The sequence below is a fragment of the Kitasatospora sp. NPDC088742 genome, from assembly GCF_055584905.1.
Genome location: NZ_JBVJLD010000019.1, coordinates 22,588 through 38,962 on the forward strand (window position 1 = coordinate 22,588; position 16,375 = coordinate 38,962).

At 73.6% G+C, this 16,375-nt stretch carries 14 protein-coding genes; 7 read left to right on the top strand and 7 right to left on the bottom strand.

Features of this window, described 5'->3' with window-relative positions; genetic code table 11:
• Positions 1 to 119: 119 nt before the first annotated feature.
• Both ACZ6ZR_RS16940 and ACZ6ZR_RS16945 read right to left on the bottom strand, forming a co-directional pair.
• The gene (locus tag ACZ6ZR_RS16940; RefSeq protein ID WP_465642986.1) at positions 120 to 1,067 is read right to left on the bottom strand and encodes a hypothetical protein; all 948 of its coding nucleotides are present in this window, start codon (positions 1,065 to 1,067) and stop codon (positions 120 to 122) included.
• Positions 1,068 to 1,103: 36 nt separating this feature from the next.
• Positions 1,104 to 1,505 carry a peptidase inhibitor family I36 protein gene (locus ACZ6ZR_RS16945; RefSeq protein WP_465642988.1) on the bottom strand — a complete coding sequence of 134 codons (402 nt, stop codon included), beginning with the start codon at positions 1,503 to 1,505 and terminating at the stop codon, positions 1,104 to 1,106.
• Positions 1,506 to 1,920: 415 nt separating this feature from the next.
• On the opposite strand from ACZ6ZR_RS16945, the gene ACZ6ZR_RS16950 reads away from it, so the two are divergent.
• Positions 1,921 to 4,794 (top strand): DEAD/DEAH box helicase, encoded by a 2,874-nt coding sequence (locus tag ACZ6ZR_RS16950; protein ID WP_465642990.1) that lies wholly within the window; start codon positions 1,921 to 1,923, stop codon positions 4,792 to 4,794.
• 68 nt (positions 4,795 to 4,862) lie between these two features.
• Here the strand turns inward: ACZ6ZR_RS16950 and ACZ6ZR_RS16955 are convergent, their stop codons facing one another.
• Positions 4,863 to 6,530, bottom strand: a complete 1,668-nt coding sequence (locus tag ACZ6ZR_RS16955; RefSeq protein WP_465642992.1) for a serine/threonine-protein kinase — start codon at positions 6,528 to 6,530, stop codon at positions 4,863 to 4,865.
• 156 nt (positions 6,531 to 6,686) lie between these two features.
• On the opposite strand from ACZ6ZR_RS16955, the gene ACZ6ZR_RS16960 reads away from it, so the two are divergent.
• A complete protein-coding gene (locus ACZ6ZR_RS16960) occupies positions 6,687 to 7,481 on the top strand; it encodes an FHA domain-containing protein (protein ID WP_465642994.1) in 795 nt (264 codons plus the stop codon).
• Here the strand turns inward: ACZ6ZR_RS16960 and ACZ6ZR_RS16965 are convergent.
• The 3 genes from ACZ6ZR_RS16965 to ACZ6ZR_RS16975 all read right to left on the bottom strand — a co-directional run bounded on the left by ACZ6ZR_RS16965 (position 7,472) and on the right by ACZ6ZR_RS16975 (position 10,677).
• Entirely contained in the window at positions 7,472 to 7,687 is a 216-nt protein-coding gene (locus tag ACZ6ZR_RS16965) for a hypothetical protein (protein ID WP_465642996.1), read from the bottom strand. The genes ACZ6ZR_RS16960 and ACZ6ZR_RS16965 overlap by 10 nt on opposite strands.
• Before the next feature lie 19 nt (positions 7,688 to 7,706).
• Complete coding sequence (locus ACZ6ZR_RS16970) at positions 7,707 to 9,869, bottom strand: ATP-binding protein (RefSeq protein ID WP_465642998.1); 2,163 nt, start codon at positions 9,867 to 9,869, stop codon at positions 7,707 to 7,709.
• A gap of 82 nt (positions 9,870 to 9,951) precedes the next feature.
• Positions 9,952 to 10,677, bottom strand: coding sequence for a Crp/Fnr family transcriptional regulator (locus ACZ6ZR_RS16975; RefSeq protein ID WP_465643000.1), 726 nt, complete (start codon positions 10,675 to 10,677; stop codon positions 9,952 to 9,954).
• A gap of 175 nt (positions 10,678 to 10,852) precedes the next feature.
• Between ACZ6ZR_RS16975 and ACZ6ZR_RS16980 the strand changes: the two genes are divergently transcribed.
• The 5 genes from ACZ6ZR_RS16980 to ACZ6ZR_RS17000 are packed head-to-tail and all read left to right on the top strand — an operon-like array spanning position 10,853 to position 15,044.
• A complete protein-coding gene (locus ACZ6ZR_RS16980; RefSeq protein ID WP_465643002.1) occupies positions 10,853 to 11,596 on the top strand; it encodes a hypothetical protein in 744 nt (247 codons plus the stop codon).
• A gap of 7 nt (positions 11,597 to 11,603) precedes the next feature.
• A complete protein-coding gene (locus ACZ6ZR_RS16985; protein WP_465643004.1) occupies positions 11,604 to 12,032 on the top strand; it encodes a hypothetical protein in 429 nt (142 codons plus the stop codon).
• Entirely contained in the window at positions 12,029 to 13,249 is a 1,221-nt protein-coding gene (locus ACZ6ZR_RS16990) for a protein phosphatase 2C domain-containing protein (protein ID WP_465643006.1), read from the top strand. Before ACZ6ZR_RS16985 ends, ACZ6ZR_RS16990 begins: the two co-directional genes overlap by 4 nt.
• Complete coding sequence (locus tag ACZ6ZR_RS16995) at positions 13,246 to 14,379, top strand: hypothetical protein (RefSeq protein ID WP_465643008.1); 1,134 nt, start codon at positions 13,246 to 13,248, stop codon at positions 14,377 to 14,379. The genes ACZ6ZR_RS16990 and ACZ6ZR_RS16995 overlap by 4 nt, the downstream gene beginning before the upstream one ends.
• A 14-nt stretch (positions 14,380 to 14,393) precedes the next feature.
• Positions 14,394 to 15,044 (top strand): vWA domain-containing protein, encoded by a 651-nt coding sequence (locus ACZ6ZR_RS17000; protein ID WP_465643010.1) that lies wholly within the window; start codon positions 14,394 to 14,396, stop codon positions 15,042 to 15,044.
• Positions 15,045 to 15,419: 375 nt separating this feature from the next.
• Here ACZ6ZR_RS17000 and ACZ6ZR_RS17005 read toward each other — a convergent pair whose 3' ends face one another.
• Entirely contained in the window at positions 15,420 to 16,343 is a 924-nt protein-coding gene (locus ACZ6ZR_RS17005) for a 5'-3' exonuclease (protein ID WP_465643012.1), read from the bottom strand.
• Positions 16,344 to 16,375 lie beyond the last annotated feature (32 nt).

A 16,375-nucleotide genomic window follows, 5' to 3' on the forward strand; every position in this document is an offset into this window, starting at 1 on the left:
CGGTCTGCCCGGAACCGACCGAAGAACGACCGGGCCCGACCGGATGTTGACGGGATGAAGACTTCTGCAACTGACAAGCTGATCCGAAGCTGATCGCCCGGCTCGGCCCGACGGACGGCTCAGCCGACCGGGGTGACCAGCCCGGCCGCCAGCCGCAGCGAGTCGTCCAGCTGACGGCGGGAGGCCCGCAGCAGCTCGCCGTTGTGCTCGACCAGCTCCCGCTGGTACGCGGACTCCACCGCGAACCAGATCCCGACCAGGTTGGTCTCCCGCTTGCAGGCCACGTCGGCGGTGGCCGCGCCGATCCCCTCCGGACCGGTGAACGCCTCGGGCCGCAGGCCCAGTTCGGGCTGCGGGCTGACCGGGTTCTCGGCCCGGTAGCCCTTGCCGGCCATGCACCTGGCCCAGCCCTCCCGGGCGGCGTCCACCCGGGCGTCCCGGCGCGAGCGGTCGTAGCCCTCGGCGTCCAGGTCCTGCACCTTCAGCGGGTCGGGCGCCTTCGCGGTCGGCACCCAGAGCCTGAGGTACCCCTCCCGGACGCAGCCCCCGGGCGGGACCGGCAGGCCCTTCACCGTGCCCGCGCTCCGGCCCGACCTCTCCGCGTCCGCCTGGTTGCCCGGCAGCGAGGCCGGGTCGGCGCCGTCCTCGCCGCCGAGCACCAGCCGCTCGGCCGGGTCCATCGAGGGCTGCGGGGGCTTGGCCGGGCCGTCCGTGCCCAGGGTGCCGTAGCCGCTGCCGGCCGCCTCGGCCGGATCCGCCAGCCCGTACCGGCGGGCGTTGCCCGGCGAGCCCGAGGGCGGCAGTTCGGGCACCCGGTAGCGGTACCCGTACCTGGCCATGCACTGGTCCGTCAGGATCCGCTGCGCCCGGTCCAGCCGCTCCAGTTCGCCCTCGCTCGGCAGGTACTCCTGGAGCGGCAGCCGCAGTGACCCGGCGTCGGCCGGGGTCGGCACCGGGCCGGACAGCGCGGGCCCGGTGCCGGGGGCGCTCCTCGCCCCGCCGTCGGAACAGCCCGCCAGCAGCAGGACGGTGGCGGCGACGGCGGCGGGCAGGACGGAGGAACGCAAGGGGGTGCTCCTGGGGACGACGACCCTGACGGAGGGTCAGTTGTAGTAGGCGGAGGAGATCTGGTGCCAGAAGGCGCTGGTGGCGTTGGAGGCCACCCCGGCGTTGATCCAGCCGTGCCGGCCGCCGCGGTAGGCGTCGCTGTAGACGTGCCAGGTGTAGCTGTCCCGGTTCCAGTAGGACTCGTTCTGGTCGTTCACCGCGCCGCCGTAGCGGGGCCAGGAGAGCTGGTTGAAGTCGCCCCGGGAGAGGTAGAGGTCGAGCACCTCGTAGGTGGTGTTCGGCCCGCCGTAGAGCGCGAACTCGCCCGGTTCGCTCGTCCCGTCCAGCTCGGCCGCGCCGGCCGGGACGGCCCCGGCCAGGGTGAGGCAGGCGGCGGCGGTGAGCCCGGTCGCAAGGGTGGTCAGGCGGTGCAGGAGCCGTGGTCGCTGGGCCGGCATGGCTGAGCCTCTCGGGAGTGGGGAACGGGGTGACGCGGTGCCTGGTGCCGATGGGTAAGTGGAGCACTGCCGTGACTCCTTGCACAGGCGTGATTGCGCCACGTTGTCATGGTCCGCTCCAGCCCGTTACGCCCCGGTCCGACCCCCTGCGGACCCCCTTCCGGCCGCCCTCTCCGTTTCCTCCGGAGCTCCTGGAAAACGGTGCTGTTGATGTCGGTCCCGGCGGGTAATGTCTGGCTGAGATGCACGATCACCACACCAACCGCACCCGCTGTGCCCCCGCCACAGCCCAGGCCGTCCCGGCCCGGGCGCCGCGGGCCCCGCAGCCGCAGGCGTCGCCGTCTGCGCCCCCGTCCCGCCCGGCCCTTCCCCGGCCCGGCATCCAGCAGTCCCACGGGAAGAAGAGGTGACGCCGATGAACAGCGCCGTGCCCGAGCGCCCCGAGAACCCGGCCGCTCAGGACACCGAGGAGCTCGGCCCCGCCGAGGCGTACGCCGCCTTCCGCCGCCGGGCCAAGGAGCAGGCCACCGTCCTGCACGGCTTCCGGCAGCTCTACGACTTCGAGCTGGACGAGTTCCAGCTGGAGGCCTGCCGCTCCCTGGAGGCCGGCGAGGGCGTGCTGGTCGCCGCGCCGACCGGCTCCGGCAAGACCATCGTCGGTGAGTTCGCCGTCCACCTCGCCCTGCAGTCCGGCCGCAAGTGCTTCTACACCACGCCGATCAAGGCGCTCTCCAACCAGAAGTTCGGCGACCTGGTCAAGCGCTACGGCGCCGACAAGGTCGGCCTGCTGACCGGTGACAACAGCGTCAACGGCGACGCCCCGGTGGTCGTGATGACCACCGAGGTGCTGCGCAACATGCTCTACGCGGGCTCCTCCGCGCTGGACGGCCTCGGCTACGTGGTGATGGACGAGGTGCACTACCTCGCCGACCGCTTCCGCGGCGCGGTCTGGGAGGAGGTCATCATCCACCTCCCCGAGTCCGTGGTGCTGGCCTCGCTCTCCGCCACCGTCTCCAACGCCGAGGAGTTCGGCGACTGGCTGGACACCGTGCGCGGCGGCACCAAGGTGATCGTCTCCGAGAACCGCCCGGTCCCGCTCTGGCAGCACGTGATGGCCGGAAACCGCATGTACGACCTGTTCGCCGACCCCGACCGGGACGGCCGCCCGAAGGGCTCGCTGACCAACCCGGCCAAGGCGGTCAACCCCGAGCTGGTCCGCCTCGCCCGCTCCGAGGGCGACCGCAACCCGCGCGGCGACCGCTTCGGCCGCGGCCGGGGCCGCTCGATGCCCAACGGCCGCCCCAGCCGGGTCTGGACCCCGGGCCGGGTCGACGTGATCGAGCGGCTGGACGCCGAGGGCCTGCTGCCCGCGATCACCTTCATCTTCAGCCGGGCCGGCTGCGAGGCCGCCGTCCAGCAGTGCCTCACCTCCGGCCTGCGGCTCAACCGCGAGGCCGACCGGGCCGTGGTCCGCGAGATCGTCCAGGAGCGGTGCGCCGACATCCCGGACGAGGACCTGCACGTGCTCGGCTACTTCGAGTGGCTGGACGGGCTGGAGCGCGGCATCGCCGCCCACCACGCCGGGATGCTGCCCCGGTTCAAGGAGGTGGTCGAGGAGCTCTTCGTGAAGGGCCTGGTCAAGGCCGTCTTCGCGACCGAGACCCTGGCGCTGGGCATCAACATGCCGGCCCGCTCCGTGGTCCTGGAGAAGCTGGTCAAGTGGAACGGCGAGATGCACGCCGACATCACCCCCGGCGAGTACACCCAGCTGACCGGCCGGGCCGGCCGCCGCGGCATCGACATCGAGGGCCACGCCGTCGTGCTCTGGCAGCGCGGCATCGACCCGGAGGCGCTGGCCGGCCTGGCCGGCACCCGCACCTACCCGCTGCGCTCCTCCTTCCGCCCCTCCTACAACATGGCCGTCAACCTGGTCGGCCAGTTCGGGCGGCACCGCTCCCGGGAGCTGCTGGAGACCTCCTTCGCGCAGTTCCAGGCCGACCGCGCGGTGGTCGGCATCGCCCGCCAGGTCCAGAAGAACGAGGACGGGTTGGCGGGCTACCGCGAGTCGATGACCTGTCACCTCGGCGACTTCGAGGAGTACATGGGCCTGCGGCGCCGGCTGAAGGACCGTGAGAACGACCTCGCCCGCGAGGGCACCGGCCAGCGCCGGGCCTCCGCGATCGAGGCGATCGAGGCGCTCAAGCCCGGCGACGTCATCCACGTCCCCACCGGCAAGTTCGCCGGCCTCGCCCTGGTCCTCGACCCGGGCCTGCCGCCGGTCTCCCGCTCGCCCCGGACGCAGCGTCACCCCGACTACCAGGACGGGCCCCGCCCGGTGGTGCTCACCGCCGAGCGGCAGGTCAAGCGGCTCGCGATGATCGACTTCCCGTACCCGGTGACGGCCGTCGACCGGCTGCGGATCCCCAAGTCCTTCAACCCGCGCAGCCCGCAGTCCCGGCGCGACCTGGCCTCCGCGCTGCGCACCAAGGCCGGCCACCTGGAGCCCGAGCGCTTCCGCAAGGGCCGGGCCGCCGCGGCCGACGACCCGGAGATCACCCGCCTGCGCACCGAGCTGCGCCAGCACCCGTGCCACGGCTGCTCCGACCGCGAGGACCACGCCCGCTGGTCCGAGCGCTACCACCGGCTCCAGCGCGACACCCAGGTGCTGGACCGCAAGATGCGCTCCCGCACCCACACCATCGCCCGCACCTTCGACCGCGTCTGCGGCCTGCTCACCGACCTCGGCTACCTGGAGGGCGACACCGTCACCGAGGACGGCAAGCGCCTCGGCCGCCTCTACGGCGAGCTCGACCTGCTCGCCTCCGAGTGCATCCGCGAGGGCGTCTGGGCCGAGCTCTCCCCGGCCGAACTCGCCGCCTGCGCCTCGGCGTTGGTCTACGAGTCGCGGCAGTCCGACGACGCCGCCGCCCCCCGGGTCCCGGAGGGCGCCAGCAAGGACGCCCTGGCCAGCATGATCCGGATCTGGGGCCACCTCGACGCCCTGGAGGAGCAGCACCGGATCAACACCGCCGAGGGCGTCGGCCAGCGCGAGCCCGACCTCGGCTTCGCCTGGGTCGCCTACCGCTGGTCCCTCGGCCACAACCTCGACCAGGTCCTGCGCGACGCCGACCTCCCGGCCGGCGACTTCGTCCGCTGGACGAAGCAGCTCATCGACGTCCTCGGCCAGATCCAGGACGCGGCGGGCAGCGACACCAAGCTCCGCACCACCGCCCGCAAGGCGGTGGACAGCCTCCGCCGCGGCATCATCGCCTACAGCTCGGTGGGCTGACCCACCCTGTCAGCGCCCTGCGCCCGTACCTGACCGATGGTCCGTCAGGTACGGGCGCCGTCGCGTTCTCAGCGGCGGACGGGCCTGGTGCCGTCCATGCCGAAGCGGGGGGAGCACTGTTCGGTGGACCGGTCCCGCGCGTTCCAGACGCAGATCCACATCGTGCTGCCGCCGACCGGGACGGCGCTCGTCCGCTCGGCACCCCAGGACGCCCGGAAGGTGAACCGCAGGCCGTCGCCGCGGTTGAGCTCGGCGACGCAGGACTGGTTCAGCGAGGTGTTCAGCATGCCGACGAGGGCACCGGAGCCGGTGTCGTCCAGCCAGGCGGAACACGCGGCGGCGGTGCCGAACCAACTGGTGTCCGCCTCGGAGCCCTTGACCTGTGCCGGGTCCTCGTTGCCGTTGACACCGCTGATCGAGGAGGACGTGGGGCTGACGGCGGGTGGGGGAGCCGAGGGGGTCACGGCGGGGGTGGGTGCCTTGCTCGCCGGACTCGACGGAGCGGTCGGGGGCGGCGAGGCGGTCCTGGGGGTGGCGCTGGGCGACGGTGCGGGGCCCGGTGGGGAGGGCCGGTCCGAGCCGGCCGGGGTGGGGCTGCTGCTGGGGGACGCCGAGGGGCTCGCGGAGGGGCTCGCGGAGGGCCGGTCGGGTGGAGCGGTGACCGGCGTGGTGACCGGTGCGGTGCCGGTCGGCTGGGCGAAGTGGTTCCGCAGTGCTGCGGGCGGGCCTAGGACGAAGGCCACGACGGCGCCGAGGGCGACCACGGCGGCGATCGACAGGAGGAGCGCCCGGGCGCGCCGGCGGCCGGCTCGCTTCGGCGGTGTGGGCGGGGCCGCGGGCTCCGGGTCCGTGGCCAGGTCCGGTGGCGGGACGGTCTCCAGCTTGCCGACCGGGGTCGCGGCGAAGTCCCGTCGCACGGCGATGAGTGACAGGACGTCAGCCGGCCAGGACGGGGGAGTGGTCGGCAGGTGGGCGCGGGCCGACGCGGCGAGCTCCGCCGAGCCGGGGCGCGCCCCGGGGTCGGTGGCGAGACAGGCCCCGACGATCCCGGCGAGCTCGGCGTCCACCGTGCGCAGCGGTTCCAGGTCGGGGACGGCGCCCGGCGTGCGGCCCGAGGCGGCGAAGAGCAGCAGCGCCGCGAGCGAGTAGACGTCCGCGGGCGCCGCCACGTCCTCGGCCCCGGCCTGCTGCTCCGGGGCGGCGAATCCCTGGGTGCCGTAGCCGCCGCCGCTCCTGGTGAGCCTGGCCTGGTCCGCGGCGCGGGCGATGCCGAAGTCGATCAGCTTCACGCCGTCCTGCACCAGCATGACGTTGCCGGGCTTGACGTCGCGGTGGGAGATCCCGGCCGCGTGGACGGACCGCAGGTGGGCGGCCGCCTCGGCCAGCAGCAGCCACAGCGCCCCGGCGGGCAGCGGGCCGTGCAGCCGGACCGCCTCGTCCACCGTGAGACCGGGGACGTACTCGGTGGCGAACCAGGGGCGTTCCGCGGTGCCGTCGCTCGCCAGCACCCTCGGCCCGACGCCGAACGGCACCCGGTAGAGGAGACCGACCTCGCGTTCGAAGCGCTCGCCGGTGACCAGCCGGGGCCGGACGCGCTTGACGGCGGCGTAGCCCCTGACCGAGGTCCCGAGGTAGACCTCGCCCATCCCGCCGGTGCCGAGCAGGCCGATGACGGTGAAACTGCCGATCTCCTGCGGGTCGTCCGGGCCGAGTGGCTCGGCGACCGCGCTATCCATCGTCGGCGGGTGCCCGGCCGAATGCGCTCATGGCGGGCAGATTAGCGATCAAGTCATACGTGTGCAACCGGAGTTGACGGTTCCAGTCGGCCGTGCGGGGACCGGTCCCCGGGGTGTGTTCCTACACTGGCCCGAGCCGAGGCGGAGGTATGTGAGATGGCGTACGGAGAATTCCCACCCCAGATGCTGCCGCCGGGCAGTCCGGGCGGCCGGGTGCCCTCGGCGCCACCCGGGACCATCTTCGTGCTCGGCCCGGAGGGCGGGTACGCCGTACCGCCGCGCCGGTACACGCTGCTGTTCGGGCGCGACCGCGAGGACGTGCACGTCCCGGTCGGCGTCGACGACCCGACCGTCAGCCGGCGGCACGGCGTCTTCGCCTGCACCGGCACGGGTGGCGGCTGGTGGCTGATCAACACCGGCAACCTGCCGATCGAACTGCCCGACGGCGTGCTGATGCTCACCGGCCACAAGCGGATCATCGAGCCCGGGTACACCCCGCTGGTGATCAACTCGTCCAAGCAGCGCTCCCACCTGGTGGAGGTCCGCGTGGTGGCCGACGACGACCGGCACCCGCGCACCACCGGCAACGCGGAGACCGTCGGCCCCGAGGCCGTCCACCAACTCTCCCCGCAGGAACGGCTGGTGCTCACCGCGCTGGCCCGCCGCTACCTGGAGGGCCACGACGCCTTCCCCCTCCCGCTCACCTGGGAGGACACCGCCCGGCTGGTGAACGCCTCCGCCTACGCGACCAAGTCCTGGAGCCACAAGTCGGTCGCCAACACGGTCGAGGACGTGCGGGAGCGGCTGCACCGGCGGGGCGTGCGCGGGCTGACGAGGGACGAGGTCGGCGAGCCGGTCGGCTCGACGCTCAGCGTCAACCTGGTCAGGGAGCTCCTGAAGACGGCGACGCTGAGCACCCAGGACCTGGACCTGTTGACCCGTCAGGACTGAGCGGTGCCGGGCTCGGCGGTGGCGTTGTAGGTGACGTTCATGGTGCCGTGCTCGACCGCGAAGACGGCGGCCTGGTCCTGCGCCGAGTTCTGCTGGTGCGCGGGGGGTGTCGTCGTCGTGCTGGTCACGTGGTTGTTGTCGCCGACGATGAAGGTGCCGGAGACGTCTCCGGTGTGGATCTCGACGGGCGTGGGGTCGGTGGGCATGGCCGGCCTCTCATAGGGGTCAGGATTCGCAGTCGGCTTGCAGCTTGTCGTAGGCCGCGTTGGCCGCATCGGCTTGGCTCTCGGTGTTGAAGTAGGAGTCCGCAGGGCCGTTCAGGTACACCCGGTACTGGTTCTCGATCTGTTGAACGGACCTGATCATGGCGTTGAGGTCCGATACGACCGCGCTGTCCTCGGCCTTGGCGGCGGCGCCGCGCAACGTGAGCTCAAGGGCGCGGAGGTCCTCGACGTCCTTGTTCAGCGTCGACCTGTCCTGTGCGGACTTCGACAGGGTCACGTCGGCGTTGTACCGGTCGATGTCCCGCTCCAGTTGTTGGAACGCGGTCGCGCACACGGGGTCCTTCGCGGTCACCTCGGCGTAGGCCACGACGCCCACGCCCGCGACGGCGACGCCGCCGACCACGCAGGCGACGGCGATCCCGGAGATTCCGCTCTTGGTCCCTGCCACGCTGACGGTCGTGTGTGCCGCGTGGCCGTGTGCGGCGTGGGCGCCGTGGACGCCGTGGGCCGAGGAGTGCGGGGCGAGAGCGGAGTGGGCGTGCGAGAAGTCGATCTGCGGTGGCGGCGTCGTGGCCGACTGCAGGTGGGTGAGGGCGCCGGAGGAGTGGCCGGCGCCGGAGAGGTCGATCACCGGCTGGGTGTGCAGGACCGCCGGCAGGTGGCTGTGCACCGGCGCCAGTGCGTGCAGCGGTGTCGCGGGGCCGGCCAGGGCCACGTTGGCGACCTGATGGGCCGTCGCATGGGCCTTCAGGAGGGTGAGTTCGTGCCAGAGCACGCCGGCTTCCAACGCGAGGACCGCGGTCTGTGCGGCGCGGCCGATCGCCCGGCGGCGGGTGCGGGCCTGCTCCAGGAAGAAGGCCTCGCCGGCGCTGTCGCCCGCGCTCCTGGCGGCGGCCCAGCCGGTGCCGAGCAGGCTGCCCCAGGCGTCGAACTGCCGGGACAGCGCGAGCTTGGGCGAGGCGGCCCGGGCCAGGGCCACGCCGAGCGCGGCGTGCCCGCCGCTCTCGGCCCGGAGCACCGCGAGGTCCAGGGCCCGGAAGTTGGCCGCGACCTCGTCCGGGGTGGTCCCCGGTGCCTCGGTCCAGGCGGTGAGCACCCGGCAGAGCCGGTCGGCGGGAAAGCCCGTGATCCGGCTCTTCCGCACGCTCTCGGCGACGTCGGACGGGCAGCCGTAGCCGGTCTCCGAGGCGGTCAGCAGGCCGTGCCGTACCAGGCCGGCGGCGAGCGCGTCGGTGCCCGGCCGGCTGAGCAGGGCGTCGAGTTGAGGGGTGCTCAGCTCGGTGCCGGTGAGCGTGGCGAGCAGGTGCAGCAGGTCGCGTTCCGCCGGCCGGAGCCGGTTCAGCAGTGCGGGGAGCAGCCCGGGGAGGTCGGCGATGCCCGGAAGGCGCCCGCCGGTCGAGGCGGACAGCGCGATGTGCCGCAGCCGGAGCGGGTTGCCGCGTACGGCGTCGCACAGCGCCTGCACGGTCCGGGTTTCGTCCGGCCGCAGCACGCGGGCCAGTACCGTCTGCACCAGGTGCGCCGCCGCCGGAGCCGTCAGCCCGTCGAGCCGGACCGCGTGCACGTCGGCGGTGGCGGACCTCCGCTGCGCGGTGAAGACGAACGAGGACTGCCCGGCCAGGTCGAAGAGCCGGCGCAGGTCCTTCTCGTCGAGCCCCGCGTCGTCCAGGTAGATCCGCAGCCGCAGGGTCTTCAGGTGCTCCTTCAACACCTCCAGCGAGGGCTTGTAGTTCGGCGCGTCGAAGCCGATGTCGAAGATGGCCTGGGCGAGGTCGTCCGCGGTCCGACCGCCGGCCTCGATGTAGGCCACGCCCTCGGGCCCGGGCGGCGCGGTGCGGGCGAGGTGGCGCAGCAGCGTGCTCTTGCCGACCCCGGAGTCGCCCCAGATCTGCACCAACTGGTGCCTGGCCAGCGCCTGTTGGAGCGCCTGGAGGTCCGGGCCGCGGCCGGTCAGCGGTTCGGCGGCGGGGCGGGGGAGGTGGGAGATCGCCGCCCGCTTGACGGGCCTCGGGGCCGGCCCCGCGTGCACGGAGACGTTCGCGCCCTGCCCGACGGTGAAGGTCAGCTGGTTCACGGTGTTGTGGCTGCCGACCACCACCGTTCCCGACACGTTGCCGACCCTGACGCTCCCGTGGCCGCCCCGGGCACCGCTGTTCCCCGACATCTGCTCTCCCCTGTCCTCTCCCGGTCCTCGGACCCGGCACCCGGTCATGGTGGCGCCGGGCCGTCCCGCGGACCCGGTGCTTTTACGTGTTCGGTGAATTCCCCGGCGAGCCGGCCTCGGCGGCGATCCGGGCCAGGCGGTCCAGATCGAGGATGGTGATCCTCCGGTAGCCCGTCCGGACCGCTCCCGACTCCCGCAGGCCCCGCAGGGCCTTGTGGATCGACGATTCGGCGGCGCCGACCAGGGTGGCCATCTCCGGCTGGGACAGCGGGAGTTGGGCCTCGTTCCGGCCCGGCCGCCCGTAGCTGACGGCCAGGTGGTGCAGGATCCTGGCCAGCCGCCCGAGGACGTCGCAGCCGGCGAAGTCGACGATCCGGCTGGTCGCCGTGCGCAGCTTGGCCACCACGCTCGCGTTGAGCGCGAGCCCGATGGCGGGGTGCTGCTTCGTGCAGTCCACCAGTTCGGAGCGCAGGATGTAACGGGCCGTCACCCGGCCGCAGGCGGTCACGGTGCCGATCCGCGGCCGGCCGTCGATCCCGGCGAGCTCCCCGATCAGGTCCCCGGCCATCCGCACGGCCAGCAGTGCCTCCCGGCCGTCCTGCGCGTGCGCGGTGACCTTCACCGTGCCGCTGGTCAGGAGCAGTGCGAAGTCCGAGGTGTCCGCCTCGCGGATGGTGATCTGCCCGGGTGGGTAGACCACGCCGTGGCCGAGCCCGAGCAGCACCCGGCGGTCCTCCTCACCGACCCGGCCGAGCAGCCCGACCGGTGGCCAGAACGTCCCGGCTCCGCGCACCCGTGTGTGGTTCATCGGCGCCACCCCTCCCCAAGCGTCCGGCCGAAGCCGGACAAGCCGTATTAGTAGCCGTTCTACCCGAGGACCCCTCCTCTACGGTCTCCACAACCATCTTGTCGGCGCCGGGAATCCGGCGCCGACGGCAGACGGTCGTCGAGCTGCCGGCCCCGTTCGTGGTCGCGGAGGGAATGTGAACCCCAGGTACGAGTACCGAGCTCTGCTGGCCTGCGACGTCGCGGGCTCCGCGGGCCGTGGGCAGCTGCGGCTGCAGGAGGTCCGCGAGGTGCTGCGGTCCGCGCTGTCCGGTGCCCTCGGTGCCGCGGAGCTGGATCCGCGCGAGTTCGTGTACGTGGACACCGGTGACGGGTGCCAGCTGGTCGCCCCGGCCGGGCTGCTCAAGGCCAGGCTGCTCGTCCCGGTCCTGCCGGAGCTCAGCCGGCGGATCCACGCGCACAACCGCCGTGCCGCCCAAGGCTCCCAGCTGCGGGTGCGGGCCTCCGCGCACGCGGGCGAGATCCGGCTCGACCCCGGCGGCACCGTCTCCGGCACGCCCTTCGAGACGCTCGCCCGGCTGCTCGACTCGGGCCCGCTGCGGCAGGCGGCCCTGGCCGGCCCGGAGAGCACTCCGGTCGCCGCCGCCCTCTCGCAGCACGTCTACGAGGAGACGGTCGGGCAGGGCCACGAGGGGCTGGAGCGCGGCGCCTTCACCGCGGTCGAGGTCCGGGTCAAGGAGTACGCCGCTCCGGCCTGGCTCTGGTACCCGGGCAGCCCCGTCGGGCCGCGTGGCGAGGCCGGAGCGGGCGAGCCGCCGGCCGAGCCGCCCGCCGAGCCCGGGGTCCGGACCACCGGGCAGTTCATCCAGGCCAGCGGGAACGGCACGGTGTTCGCCGTCGGCCGCGGTGACCAGTACATCCGCCACAACAACGGGAGTTGACGCACCGATGACCGAGGAACTCGCCGTGCTGGCCGCGAGCGGCGCCACCGCACTGGTCTCCGCGATGGGCACCGACCTCTGGCAGGAGGCGCGGCGTCTGATCGGCGGCATGGTGGAGCGGGCCGGCGGCCGCGGCCGCCGCCGGGAGCTGGCCGCCGCGCTGGAGCGGGGGTCGACCGCCGCGAGGGGAGCGGTCGACCCCGCCGAGCTGGGCTACTGGACCGAGGTGCTGTTCCAACTGCTGGAACAGCACCCGGAGTTCGCCCCGGAGGTGGTGGCCCTGGCGGGGCTGCGCACCGCGCGGCAGCCGGACGTCGCGGTCCAGGTCAACTCCGCCAGCGACTCGGCCGAGGTGTTCGCGGTGCAGCACGGCAGCCAGTACTTCGCCACCGGGCCGAAGTCCCGCGAACCGCGCGAATCCCGGGAGCGCCCGTGAACCGGTACGAGGACCGGCGGACCGGCCTGATGGACGGCTGGGTGCGGGGCGTGGTGATGGCGGCCGTCGTGATCGGGGCCTACTTCGAGGTCGGCATGGAGCACCGGCACTTCGGCCGCCTGGTGGACGCGCTGGCGCTCGCCGCCACCGGCGTGGTCGGCCTGGCGGCGGCGCTCGGGTCCGGGGCCGTGGTGCTGCCCGCCCGGCCGCGGGCCCGGCTCGACCAGGGCGTCCGGCCGAGTCCGCCGCCACCGGCCGTCCCGCTCGTCGTGGTTCCGCCCGTCCCCGTACCGGTGGCGCCGAAACCACTGCCCGTCCGGCCGTCCCGGCCGGTGCTCCGCGAGCGGCCGGCCGATCCGCGTGTTCCCCGTTTCGGCGAAGGCGCCCGGGCCCAGGGCTACCCGTGGCTGCTGCCGGAGCGCACGGCGCAGAACGGGATCGCCGCCGACGAGGCCGCGGTCGGTCCGCTCGCCGTCCGCGCGGCCTCCGTCGTCGGCCCGGGCCACCGCTGCAGCCACCCGGCCGGTCCGCGCCAGGACTCCTACCGGATCGGGCGCAGCCGGGACAGCCGGTACGCGATCCTGGCCGTGGCCGACGGTCTGTCCAGCGCCGTCTGGTCCGACGCCGGGGCGACCACGGCCGCCAGCCAGGCCGTCACGCTGCTGCGCGAGGAGGTCGAGGCCGGGGGGCTCGACCGGATCGACGTCACGCGGCTGTACGGCCGGATCGCGGACGCGGTCGCCGGGCACGCGGCCGGACGGGGCGTCAGCACCGCGCAGGTGGCGACCGTGCTGATCACCGCGGTGGTCACCGAGCCGGATGAGAACGGCGTGGCGCGGGCCTGGATCGGGTGGCTCGGGGACAGTTCGGCCTGGACGCTCGACCCGGCCGAACCGCGCTGGCGGTTCGTCGCGGGCGAGGCCAAGGACCGGGCGGCCGAGGTGGTCTCGAACGAGGTCGCCGGGCGGCTGCCCGACACCCCGCAGCTGGCCGCGGACCAGTGGGTCGTGCTGCCTCCCGGTGCGGCCCTCGCGCTGGTCACGGACGGGATCGGGGACGCCTGGGGAGACCGGGCGGGAAGCGTCAACGAGTACTTCGCGGGCGCCTGGCGCTCGCCCGTCCCGGCCACCCGGTTCACCGCCGACGTCGGCTTCGACGCACCGCAGTGCCTCGACGACCGCACCGCCGTCGTGGTGTGGAACGGGGGCCGGTCATGACCGACCGTCAACCCGCCCCCGGTGGACCGGTGGTGGACCCCCGGGGCTGGCCGTTGCCGCGGACGGTGGACCTCGACCGGCTCGGCCCGCTCGCCGAGCCGATCTCCGAGCACAACGGACAGGCCGTCGCGGTACGGCCCCTGACGGACCATCCGGGCTGGCTGGCCAAGCTCTACCGGCCGGGCGTCCCGCCCGAGGACGCCGGGCGGATCGACCGGTTGATCCAGGCCCCGGACACCATGCCGGAGGCGGGCCGGGCGGCCCTCTACGCCGGCACCTGCTGGCCCGCCGCCCGGATCCACCAGCCGGGGAACCCGGTCGTGGGCTGCGTGATCCCGGTGGCGCCCGAGCACTTCCGCGCCGAGCTGCGGCGCGGCACCTTCGGCGAGCGCCGGTACGTGGAGGTCGACTGGCTGGCGAAGCCCGACGAGTCGATCGTGCGGGTCGGCCTGCCGGCCCCGGGCTTCGGGGGCCGGCTGGACGCCTGCCGCCGGCTCACCGAACTCGCGGCACTCCTGGAGGGGTTGGGCCTGGTCTACTCGGACTGGTCGTTCTCCAACGCCTTCTGGAGCCCGGACCGCAGCTCCGTCTACCTGATCGACGTCGACGGCTGCCACCCGGGAAAGATGCCCGACCTCCACCAGCCCAACTGGGCCGACCCGTTGACCCCGCCGGGCACCGACGCGGACCGGTACACCGACCGCTACCGGCTCGGCCTGCTGGTCGCCAAGTGCCTGACGGGCCAGCGCGACGTGGACGCCCTGCACACCGTCGCCACGGCCGCCTGGCCGGACCGGCAGGCCGCCGCCGAGGTGCTGCTGGACATGCTGCTCGCGGCCGACCGCGAACGCCGTCCCTCGGCCGCCCAGCTGAACCAGGCCCTGAACGACGGGCCCTACCTCAGGGCCGTCCCGCGTCCGACCCGCCGCCCGCTGCCGGTGCTGCCCGCGCTGCCCGTGCTGCCCGCAGTGGTCACGGCTCCGGCCGCCGAAGCCCTGACAGCCGAGCAGCCCGAGTCGCCGCCCGACGACAAGCCCGACCCCGAAGCGGGCTCGCAGACCGGGAGGGTCTGGGTGCTGGTCGTCGTCGTGGCCCTGATCGTGATCCTCCTCATCGCCTCCAACCACTAGCTCCGAGGTGCACTGTGTCACTCTGCCTGCCCACCTACGTGGTGATCGACGCGTCCTCGTCGATGAAGCCGCACGAGCCCGTGCTCAACGCGACCCTCTCGCGCCTGCACTACAACCTGGCGACGAATCCCCGGGTCTCGGAGTTCGCCCGGGTCTGCGTGGTCGCCTTCTCCACCGACGTCCACGTGGTGATCCCGATGTCGGACATGGAGCAGGTGCCGAGCATGCCCGAGGTGATCTGCGGCGGCCGGACGGACTACGGCAAGACCTTCGACCTGCTGCGGCAGTCCATCGAACAGGACGTCGACACCTTGCGGGCCCAGGGGCACAGCGTGCTGCGTCCCACGGTGTTCTTCCTGACCGACGGCGGCCCCACCGACGCGCTCTGGCGGGACGCCTTCCGCCGGCTGGTGGACCGGAGCCGGCCGCGGTACCCGCACGTGATCGCCTACGGCTTCGGTGACGCCCAGCGCGACGTGCTGGAGCAGGTGGCGACCAAGGCGCTGTTCATCGCCGACGGATCGGACACGGAGTCCGCGTTGAGCGGGGCGATCTCCGGCCTGCTCAACTCCCTGATCGCCTCGTCGAACTCCGGCCAGATGCAGATCGCCACCGAGGTCAGGGGCTTCGAGTACATCCAGGTCGCCCAGGAGTACGTGGACTGATGGCCGTCGATCCACGTACCCCGGGCCGGCGCGCCTCGGCCGCCCTGACCGTGCTGGCCGCAGGGCTGGTGATCTGCGGCGGTGCGTTCCAGCTGGCGGGCATGCTCACCGGCCCCCCGGCGGCCGGGGGCGGCGGGGCCCCGCTCCCGGTGGTGACCGCGCCGCCGACCGTCTCCGTACCCACCGTCAACCCCGAGCCGCCGTCACCGAGTTGCCCGGCCCCGGCCCCGACGACACCGCTGCCGACCCCGACCCCGACTCCGAGCCCGAGTCCGAGTCCGAGTCCGAGCCCGACGCCGACCGCGAGCCCCGACACCTCAGCCGACCCCGAGTCCGCGATCAGCCCCACGGCCAAGCCGTCCGCGTCGAAGTCCGCTAGCCGTCCTGCGAAAGGGCATCCACCAGGCGGGTGAGGGAGGTGCCCAGGCCCCAGCGGGAGGCCAGGGCCTCCAGGGTCATCGGGTCGAGCGGCTCCTTCGGGAGGGCGGGGTCGAAGGAGGGGAGCGGGGCGTCGGTGGCGACGCGGACGACGGTGGGGGCGACGTCGAGGTAGGGGGCGCCCTCCAGGAGGTTCTTGCGGCGGGCGGGGGTGAGCTTGGAGAGCGGGTCGGCCGCGGCGGCGCGGATGCGGGCCAGGTCGCCGTACTCGCGGATGAGCTGGGCGGCGGTCTTCTCGCCGATGCCCTTGACGCCGGGGAGGCCGTCGCTCGGGTCGCCGCGCAGGGCGGCCATGTCGGCGTACTCGGCGCCGGTGACGCCGTACTTCTCCAGCAGGGCGGCCTCGTCGATGAGCTGGGCGTTGCCCACGCCCTTGACGGGGTAGAGGACGGTGATCCGCCGGGCGTCGTCCACCAGTTGGAAGAGGTCGCGGTCGCCGGTGACGATCTGGACGGGGCCGCCGGCCCGGGCGGTGAGGGTGCCGATGACGTCGTCGGCCTCGTAGCCGGGGGAGCCCAGGCGGGCGATGCCGAGGGCGTCGAGGACCTGCTCGATGACCGGGACCTGGGGGGCGAGGGTGTCGGGGACCTCCTCCTCGCCGTCGACGGCGGCCTCGGCGACCCGGTGGGTCTTGTAGGTGGGGATCAGCTCCACCCGCCAGGCGGGGCGCCAGTCGGCGTCCATGCAGGCGACCAGCTGGTCGGGCCGGTGGTCCTGGACGAGCCGGGTGATGAAGTCCAGCAGGCCGCGCACGGCGTTCACCGGCTGCCCGTCGGGCGACTTGATGGACTCCGGCACGCCGAAGTAGGCACGGAAGTAGAGGCTCGCCGAGTCGAGCAGCATCAGCCTGGGTGCGGTCATGCCTCCGATCATGCCGCAACGGGCTGATGGAG